The organism is Psychromonas hadalis ATCC BAA-638 (assembly GCF_000420245.1).
In the GTDB taxonomy this organism is placed as follows: Bacteria; Pseudomonadota; Gammaproteobacteria; order Enterobacterales; family Psychromonadaceae; genus Psychromonas; species Psychromonas hadalis.
The window spans coordinates 20,450-27,193 of sequence record NZ_ATUO01000041.1 but is presented as its reverse complement, the minus strand read 5'-3'; the positions used below and the strand labels follow the sequence as shown (position 1 = coordinate 27,193).

The window sequence follows — 6,744 nt, the reverse complement described above, 5'->3', positions numbered from 1 at the left end:
TACTGGTTTAAATGACTAATATCTGCGTTGCATTCAATCGCAATAGCCGGCTATTACTCAATCATGCGCCTTGACCTTAGTCATTTACCCTGCGTAAAACCTGATCATTATATTAAGCGGAATGGTATAAGTTACTATTTGTTAAGTTTAGTAAGACAAGGCAGTATTCTACTGACCTTGTCAAAACACTCTTGATATTCCGCATCTACTTGCGAATCTGCGACTAAACCGCCTCCTGCCCAGCAATATATTTCACCTTCAAAACAGACTAAAGTACGAATGGCTATATTCATGTCCATCTCACCATTGGCACTAATATAGCCGATGCTACCACAATAACTTTGACGGCGATCAGGCTCTAACTCTGCAATAATTTCCATTGAACGGATCTTAGGTGCACCAGTAATTGATCCGCCAGGAAAGCAAACGCGCAGTAGATCTTCAACGCCATAGCAGGTGTCTAATTTACCAATAACAGTACTGACTAAATGATGCACAGCAGGAAAACTTTCTATCTCAAACAGCGTGGGTACTTTAACGCTACCTGCTTGGCAAACTCGGCCAATATCATTACGCAGTAGATCCACAATCATTAAATTTTCACTGCGATCCTTTTCTGATTGCTGCAGCGCTTTCTGGCTTTGTTTGTCTAACGTCAAATCATCAAAGCGTGGTCGTGTGCCTTTAATGGGTTTAGTTTCAACAATACGGTCCGTTAATTTTAAAAAACGCTCAGGAGACAGTGACAAAATAACTTGTTCAGGTAAACGTAAAAAGGCAGCAAAAGGGGGACGGTTTTCAGCTAATAAAGCTTGGTAAGCTTGGTATTCATCACCTTGGTAACTCGCTTTAAAACGCTGTGCAAGGTTTACTTGATAACAGTCACCACTGAGAATGTACTGCTGAATTTTATTAAATTTCTCACTGTATTGTTGTTTATCCATATTCGCAGACCAATTATTTGTTAACTGAAATGGTTGCGCTGTTTTGTGAGGTTTAACGTGTGACATTAACCAGTTGAAACGACTTTTCCACTGCTCTTTTGATGTTTTTAGTTGCTTAATGGTCGGGTGGGTAACCAGAAAAAACAGTGATTTTTTATGATCAAAAATCAGTGCCCAATCATAAAAACCAACACTTAATTCAGGTAGTGATAACCCATTAGGTTGTTGATCATTTTTGATCTCTTCAAATTGATAACCTAATTCATAATTGAGTGTGCCTAATATTCCGCCTAAAAACGGTAATTTGCTTTCTTTGTTGTGTTGCATATCGTGTAAAGGGAAGAGGGCTTCTCGTTTCTCTTTCAAGATAATAAAGGGGTCAATCTTTGTTCGTTCACAACGTGCACCCATTTTAAAACAGTTTTTCCCCGCAAACGATTGCAGTGTTGCAATCGGCTCGGCACTGATAATTGAGTAGTGACTATCAATATGGGTATCATCAGCAGACTCAAGAAAAATAGCCCACTCATATTGGCTGAGATTATATTTAATTTGCTCAAATTGAGTTTGTGTTAATGATATTGGTTTAATTTGTATGTTTATATTGGTGTTATTAGGGCAGTTAGTCATATTTATTCGAATTTAGGCAACAGTTTTGTAACAAATGGGTTGTGGTTTTTGTGAGGCAGATTACCATTCTATTGAATAGATATCAGCTACTTTTTGGAGTTTTACATGACCGTTATTAAACAGCAAGATTTTGTTAATAGTGTTGCAAATGCACTGCAATTTATCTCGTACTATCATCCTATCGATTTTATTGACGCGATGGATAAAGCGTATCAAATTGAGGAAAATCCAGCCGCCAAAGATGCGATTGCACAAATTTTGATTAATTCGCGCATGTCGGCAGAGGGTAAACGTCCTATCTGTCAGGATACGGGTATTGTCACCGTGTTTGTTAAAATAGGCATGGAAGTACGTTTTGAAACAGAGTTAACCGTACAAGAGCTTGTTGATGCGGGAGTGCGTAAGGCCTATTTAGACCCTAGTAATCCATTGCGTGCATCGATTGTTAGTGATCCTGCTGGTGCACGTAAAAATACCCAAGATAATACCCCCTCTGTTGTTCATATTGAGATGGTACGTGGTAATACCGTTGAAGTGATGGTGGCAGCAAAAGGCGGTGGCTCTGAAAATAAAGCAAAAATGGTGATGTTAAACCCTTCTGATTCGATTGCTGATTGGGTTGAATCCGTTGTACCCAGCATGGGTGCAGGTTGGTGTCCACCGGGAATGTTAGGCATTGGCATTGGTGGCACGGTTGAAAAAGCGGCAGTAATGGCAAAAGAGTCATTAATGGAGCCCGTTGATATTGTAGAGTTGCAAGAAAAAGCACAAAAAAATAAAGATGTATTAACAACTGACGAAAAGTTACGCTTAGAGATCATGGACAGAGTTAACGCTTTAGGCATCGGTGCACAAGGGTTAGGTGGCTTAACCACGGTATTAGATGTTAAAATTAAAAGTTGTCCAACCCATGCCGCTTCAAAACCCGTGGTGATGATCCCTAACTGTGCAGCGACACGTCATACCCATTTTACCCTTGATGGCAGTGGAGAAGCTACGTTACAGACACCAAAATTGAGTGATTGGCCTGAAATTACTCGTGAAGTGGGTGAGAATACGCAGCGAGTGAATGTTGATGGTCTCAGTAAAGCGGATATGTCGAGCTGGAAAAGTGGCGATACCTTACTCTTGTCGGGTAAAATTCTAACCGGCCGTGATGCCGCTCATAAACGTATTCATGAACTTATTACCTCAGGTAAAGGTTTGCCAGAAGGCCTTGATTTTAAAGGACGTTTTATCTATTACGTCGGGCCTGTTGATGCGGTAGGTGATGAAGTGGTAGGACCTGCGGGACCAACGACCGCCACACGTATGGATAAATTTACTGATTTTATGTTAGAGGAAATAGGTTTATTAGGCATGATAGGGAAATCAGAGCGTGGTCAAGCCACGGTGGATTCTATCGCAAAAAATAAATCTGTTTACTTAATGGCGGTGGGTGGTGCCGCTTATCTTGTTTCTAAAGCGATTAAAAAAGCACGTGTAGTGGCCTTTGCCGATTTAGGCATGGAAGCTATTTATGAGTTTGAAGTTGAAGATATGCCGGTAACCGTTGCGGTTGATAGCGATGGAAATAATGTTCATGCCCAAGGGCCTGCTATTTGGAAAGCTAAAATTGCTGATTTAGACAAGAAATTGTCGGAATGAATTGATAAACAAAGTGTTGCAATGGTATAACTGCACTTCAATTATTAAAGTGAATTACTTACTTATATTAATAAAGGAAAGATTATGTTTGAACAAGTAAGCACAGCACCCGCAGATCCGATTCTTGGTTTAACCGATGCGTTTAAAAAAGATACACGTAGTGAAAAAATCAACCTTGGTGTCGGCATCTATAAAGATGAAAGTGGTCAAACACCTATTTTAGCCACGGTGAAAGAAGCTGAAAAACGTCTACTTGCCACGGAAAAAACTAAAAGTTATTTGAGCATTGAAGGTATTGCAGCCTACGGCGTTGCAGTGCAAAAATTACTCTTTGGTAGCGGTGCTGAAATTATTAGCTCAAATCGTGCGCGCACAGCACAAGTTCCGGGTGGTACGGGTGCATTACGTATTGGCGCTGATTTTGCGATTAAAAAATTAGGTATTAGAACAATTTGGGTAAGTAATCCAACGTGGGCAAACCACGGTAACGTTTTTACCACTGCGGGTCTTAAAGTTGTCAGCTATGATTATTATAATGCACAAACAAAAGATTTAGACTTTGATGCGATGGTCGCTTCTTTGCAAAATGTCGGCGCGGGTGATCTGGTTCTTTTTCATGGTTGTTGTCATAACCCAACGGGTATTGATCCAACATTGGAGCAGTGGGAAATTTTAGCTAAATTGATGGCTGACTTAGGCGCGGTGCCTTTCTTTGATTTCGCATACCAAGGTTTTTCAAAAGGTATTGAGGAAGATGCACAGGGTTTACGCATTTTTGCTAAATACAATAAAGAGTTATTAGTGGCTAACTCATTTTCTAAAAACTTCGGTTTATATAATGAGCGTGTAGGTGGTATCACCTTAGTTGCAGAAGACAGTGAAATTGCAGATTCAGCATTTAGTCAAATTAAAGCGGGTATCCGTTCAAATTACTCAAATCCCCCTGCACACGGTGCCGCGATTGTGACCACTATCTTAGAAGATAAAGCATTGTATGCTCAGTGGGATAAAGAGGTTGCTGATATGCGCGATCGTATTCAAGAGATGCGTGACCTGTTTGTAGCAACCTTGAAAGAGAAAGGCGTGAAAGGTGATTACAGCTTTATTAGCCGTCAAAACGGCATGTTCTCATTTTCAGGTCTGTCAGTTGAGCAGGTAAAGCGCCTTAAAGATGAGTTTGCTGTTTATATTGTTGGGTCGGGCCGTATTTCAGTTGCGGGTATGACCAAAGACAATATGCAACCATTATGTGATGCTATCGCAAAAGTAATTTAATCCATATCGATAATAAAAACAGGGTTACCTTTCATCAGGTAGCCCTTTTGTATAAAAAGAGTGCCATGAGTAGTCGAATAAACCAAAGCTTAGCTTTCTTAAATAATCTGCGTAAAATCCCCCTTGATGAGCAATCGGTTGATTGTTTGTTCTCATCAAAATCTTTTAAGGCTGAATTATTAGCGCAGATCAAAAAAGCCAAATATCGGATCTACCTTACTGCATTATATCTAGAAGCAGATGAGGCGGGCGCTGATATTTTAATGGCACTATACGATGCCAAAAGAACCAATCCTGCATTAAATGTGGTTGTTTGTATCGATTATCACCGTGCGCAACGTGGATTGATCGGCGAGAAAGAAGTGACAGAAACCAATGCATCTTGGTATCAAAAGGTTGAAAAAGCACAAGGACTAGGTGTCAAAATTATTGGTATTCCAGTTAAGCGCAAAGAGATTTTTGGCGTACAACACTTAAAAGGTTTTATCTTTGATGGCCAGGTTTTATACAGTGGTGCAAGCTTCAACAATATCTACCTGCATCAACAAGAGCGCTATCGCTATGATCGATATTGGTTAATTAATAATGTGCTACTAGCAGATTCAATGGTCTCTTTTTTAAATAAAGAGATCATCAGCAGTGGGGCTGTTGCACATTTAAATAGCGAAATAATTACCCCGATGAGTGAATTGAAAGTCGCGCATAAGAAACTCTCACGTAATTTAAAACAAGCTTCATTTAATTATGAAGGCGAGCGATCTGCTGATTGCTTAGCGGTAACGCCACTTTGTGGTCTGGGTGCTCGGCATAATAAGCTTAATAAAACCATTCGTAAGTTATTACAAAGTGCGCAAAATGAGATATTACTCTTCACTCCCTATTTTAATTTACCCTCTGCCATTGCGCGTGATATTAGCGCGCTATTAAAGCGTGGCGTACAGTTAACTATCGTGGTGGGGGATAAAACTGCGAATGACTTTTATATTCCTGAGGAAAAAAAGTTTACCACCATTGGTGCGCTCCCTTATCTTTATGAGAGTAACTTGAAAAGCTTTGCTAAGAAGCATCAAGCTTTGCTACAAAGCGGTCAGTTAAAATTAAATTTATGGCAACATGAAAATAATAGTTTTCACCTGAAAGGCTTATATGTCGATAAGCGTTTTATTATGCTGACTGGGCATAATTTAAATCCGCGTGCATGGCGGTTAGATGTTGAGAATGGTTTGTTAATTGATGATCCCAAACAGCAATTAACGTCGCTACTAGCGAAAGAGTCAGAGCAGATATTTTTAAATACTCAGCTTATTAGCCACTCTGATCAAATTCAAGAACTCAGTGATTATCCTGTGCATGTTCAAAAAATATTGATACGTTTACGCCGCAGTAAAGCGGATAAAATTGTCAAAGGTATTATTTAATGCTGATCATACTCGGTTATATTCTACTCGGTGCACTAGCAGGATTAATCGCGGGTATATTTGGATTAGGTGGCGGTATTATTATTGTGCCGACGCTTATTTTTACTTTTAGTTACCTTGATTTTCCCGAGGAAGTATTGACCCATCTTGCTGTTGGTACTTCTCTTTCTACTATTTTATTTACCTCTCTCAGTGCTATTTATGTACATCATCAAAAATCGGCAATTAATTGGCCACTTGCTTTAAAATTAAGCATCGGTATGTTGATTGGTGGTTTGCTTGGCGCTTACGTGGCAGAGTTTTTTTCTGGTGAGTTATTGCAAATTTTATTTGCCTCTTATAGTTTAACCGTTGCGCTACAAATGTGGTTTTCGTGGCAACCTAAAGGACACTTTCTGTTACCTAAAAGAGTTGGACTTGGATTACTTGGCGGTGCAATTGGTATTGTATCTGGTTTATTTGGCATTGCTGGAGGCTCACTGGTCGTGCCGATATTAACTTTGTACCGTGTCAAAATAACGCAGGCGATAGCGACGTCTGCGGTGACAGGTTTTCCTATCGCAATCTCAGGCTCGATAGGTTATCTTTTGATGGGCTGGAATAATGAGGCGTTACCAGAACACAGTGTGGGTTATATTTATCTGCCCGCCACGTTAGGTATTATTATTAGTAGCACGGTATTTGCTAAATTTGGTGCAAAATTAACCCACTCATTACCTGCGCCACAATTAAAAAAAGCATTTTCGATCCTCCTCTTGTTGGTGGCCATTAAGCTGTTTCTCTAACTTGTGCTGTTTAATTAAGCATTCAAACGATAAAGTGAAAATAGC

Annotated in this window: 5 protein-coding genes; 4 read left to right on the top strand and 1 reads right to left on the bottom strand. The window is 39.8% G+C overall.

Annotated features, from left to right (window positions below; genetic code table 11):
* Positions 1 to 134: 134 nt before the first annotated feature.
* Complete coding sequence (pabB, locus tag G322_RS0107145; protein ID WP_022941121.1) at positions 135 to 1,574, bottom strand: aminodeoxychorismate synthase component I; 1,440 nt, start codon at positions 1,572 to 1,574, stop codon at positions 135 to 137.
* Positions 1,575 to 1,679: 105 nt separating this feature from the next.
* On the opposite strand from pabB, the gene G322_RS0107140 reads away from it, so the two are divergent.
* The 4 genes from G322_RS0107140 (at position 1,680) to G322_RS0107125 (ending at position 6,699) form a co-directional block, all read left to right on the top strand.
* Positions 1,680 to 3,221 carry a fumarate hydratase gene (locus G322_RS0107140; RefSeq protein WP_022941120.1) on the top strand — a complete coding sequence of 514 codons (1,542 nt, stop codon included), beginning with the start codon at positions 1,680 to 1,682 and terminating at the stop codon, positions 3,219 to 3,221.
* Positions 3,222 to 3,305: 84 nt separating this feature from the next.
* The gene (locus G322_RS0107135; protein WP_022941119.1) at positions 3,306 to 4,496 is read left to right on the top strand and encodes an amino acid aminotransferase; all 1,191 of its coding nucleotides are present in this window, start codon (positions 3,306 to 3,308) and stop codon (positions 4,494 to 4,496) included.
* A gap of 65 nt (positions 4,497 to 4,561) precedes the next feature.
* The gene (pssA, locus tag G322_RS0107130) at positions 4,562 to 5,914 is read left to right on the top strand and encodes a CDP-diacylglycerol--serine O-phosphatidyltransferase (RefSeq protein WP_022941118.1); all 1,353 of its coding nucleotides are present in this window, start codon (positions 4,562 to 4,564) and stop codon (positions 5,912 to 5,914) included.
* Positions 5,914 to 6,699 carry a sulfite exporter TauE/SafE family protein gene (locus tag G322_RS0107125; RefSeq protein ID WP_022941117.1) on the top strand — a complete coding sequence of 262 codons (786 nt, stop codon included), beginning with the start codon at positions 5,914 to 5,916 and terminating at the stop codon, positions 6,697 to 6,699. Before pssA ends, G322_RS0107125 begins: the two co-directional genes overlap by 1 nt.
* The last annotated feature ends 45 nt before the right edge of the window (positions 6,700 to 6,744 follow it).

Excerpts from the sequence above, each read along its gene's own strand:
- pabB (WP_022941121.1), bottom strand. The coding sequence starts at position 1,574 with ATGACTAACTGCCCTAATAACACCAATATAAACATACAAATTAAACCA.
- G322_RS0107140 (WP_022941120.1), top strand. The coding sequence starts at position 1,680 with ATGACCGTTATTAAACAGCAAGATTTTGTTAATAGTGTTGCAAATGCA.
- G322_RS0107135 (WP_022941119.1), top strand. The coding sequence starts at position 3,306 with ATGTTTGAACAAGTAAGCACAGCACCCGCAGATCCGATTCTTGGTTTA.
- pssA (WP_022941118.1), top strand. The coding sequence starts at position 4,562 with ATGAGTAGTCGAATAAACCAAAGCTTAGCTTTCTTAAATAATCTGCGT.
- G322_RS0107125 (WP_022941117.1), top strand. The coding sequence starts at position 5,914 with ATGCTGATCATACTCGGTTATATTCTACTCGGTGCACTAGCAGGATTA.